Raw genomic sequence first — 2,045 nt, 5'->3', positions numbered from 1 at the left:
GGGGGAGGCCTCGCGGCCTCCCCCTTTTTTGCGTTTACGGGCAACATTCCTTATGCAATTAAATCAATTTAATCATCCACCGCTGAATATAGACGTTCACCGTTCTTTGGCCGGTTCTCTGTTCTCAATGGACTAATATTTGCTTTAGCGCACTGCTGCGCTTGTCCTGTTTTTACACGGGTCGTTTTATTGATTGTGACGGAAGGACTCACATGGCAGATGTTCATGAGCTGCTTGATACTTGGATTGCCAATGTCAAGGACGAGGAGCTCCTCGCTGAGCTCAACACGATGAAGGAGCAGGGTGATGAGGACGCCATCACCGACGCTTTCTTCCAGGATCTCGCCTTCGGTACTGCCGGTCTTCGCGGCACTATCGGTGCGGGCACTAACCGTATGAATATCTATACGGTCGGTCGTGCGACCCAGGGATTCGCTGACTACCTCAATGCGACCTTTGAGCATCCGACGGTCGCCATCGCTCGCGATAGCCGCAATAAAGGTGAGCTGTTCGTTAAGACTACGGCTGCCATTCTTGCAGCAAACGGCGTGACTGCCCTCGTGTATCCCAAGATTTCTCCTGTGCCGACGCTCTCCTGGGCCGTCCGTGATCTTAAGTGCTCCGGTGGCATTTGCATGACCGCTAGCCATAACCCGGCGCCGTATAACGGCTATAAGGCCTATGGCCCCGATGGCTGCCAGATCACCAGCGAGGCCGCCGATGCAATTTCTAAGGCTATCGCCGAGACCGATACATTCACCGGCGTGAAGTCCATGGACTTTGATGAGGCTCTTGAGCAGGGTCTGGTTAAATGGATCGAAGGCTCGTGCCTCGAGCGTTATTACGACGCCGTTCTCGCGCGTGGCGTGACCAACCTTTCTGCCGAGGAAATTGCCGGCGCGCCGCTCAAGCTTGTCTATACGCCGCTGAATGGTACCGGCCTCATTCCCGTTACCACGGTGCTCGAGCGCGCTGGCATCACCGATGTCACGGTTGTTCCCGAGCAGAAGGAGCCTAACGGCGATTTCCCGACCTGCCCGTATCCTAACCCCGAGATCCGTCAGGCCATGCAGAAGGGTATCGATCTCTGCGAGCAGGTTCACCCTGATTTGCTGCTTGCAACCGATCCCGACGCCGATCGTGTTGGCGTTGCCGTTAAAAATGGCGATGACTATCTGCTACTGACCGGCAATGAGATGGGCGTTCTGTTGCTCGACTATATCTGCAAGACCCGTGCTGCCTGCGGTGAGGACCTCACTAAGAAGGTTGCCGTTACTACTATCGTTTCTTCCGCCATGGTTGACGCTCTGGCCGACGAGTACGGTTTTGAGCTCCGCCGCTGCCTGACGGGCTTCAAGTACATCGGTGACATCATTACCTCGCTTTCCGATGCCGGTGAAGTCGATCGCTTTATCTTCGGTTTTGAGGAGAGCTACGGTTATCTGGCTGGTGATCACGTGCGCGACAAGGACGCCGTGAGCACTTCGCTGCTGATTTGCCAGATGGCTCAGTATTACAAGCTGCAGGGTAAGAACCTCGCCGACGCGATGCACGAGCTGTACGAGAAGTATGGCTACTATCACAACAAGACGATTTCGCTGAGCTATCCGGGCGCTGAGGGTGCGGCAAAGATGGCCGGCATCATGGCTGGTCTGCGCGAGAACCCGCCCGCGGAGCTCGCCGGTTCCAAGATTGAGGCCGTCGTGGACTACAACACCTGCGTGAACGGCCTGCCGAAGGCTAATGTCATTGAGTTCGATCTCGAGGGTAGCAACAAGGGTATCGTCCGTCCTTCCGGCACCGAGCCCAAGATTAAACTGTACATCTTCGCCAAGGGCGCGGATGCCGCCGAGGCTGATGCAGCACTTGACGCGATCGAGGAATCCGGTCGCAAGCTGTTGGCCTAAGGCTTTGAAAGCCTATTTCTATAGATAGACGGAGGAGGGGATCTCGGAAACGAGGTCCCCTCTTTATTACCGGTAAATACAGCTGAGAATTCCGAATTGTGTAGGAAATGTGTACGCCCAGATTCCCGCCCCCGGCGC

General features: G+C 55.6%; 1 protein-coding gene. It reads left to right on the top strand.

Annotation, left to right across the window (positions count from 1 at the left end):
* Positions 1 to 212: 212 nt before the first annotated feature.
* Positions 213 to 1,907 (top strand): phospho-sugar mutase, encoded by a 1,695-nt coding sequence (locus DW821_RS10050; RefSeq protein ID WP_118066736.1) that lies wholly within the window; start codon positions 213 to 215, stop codon positions 1,905 to 1,907.
* Positions 1,908 to 2,045 lie beyond the last annotated feature (138 nt).

The organism is Collinsella sp. AM33-4BH, from assembly GCF_003469205.1.
GTDB lineage: Bacteria > Actinomycetota > Coriobacteriia > Coriobacteriales > Coriobacteriaceae > Collinsella.
This window is presented reverse-complemented; position numbering and strand designations above follow the sequence as displayed.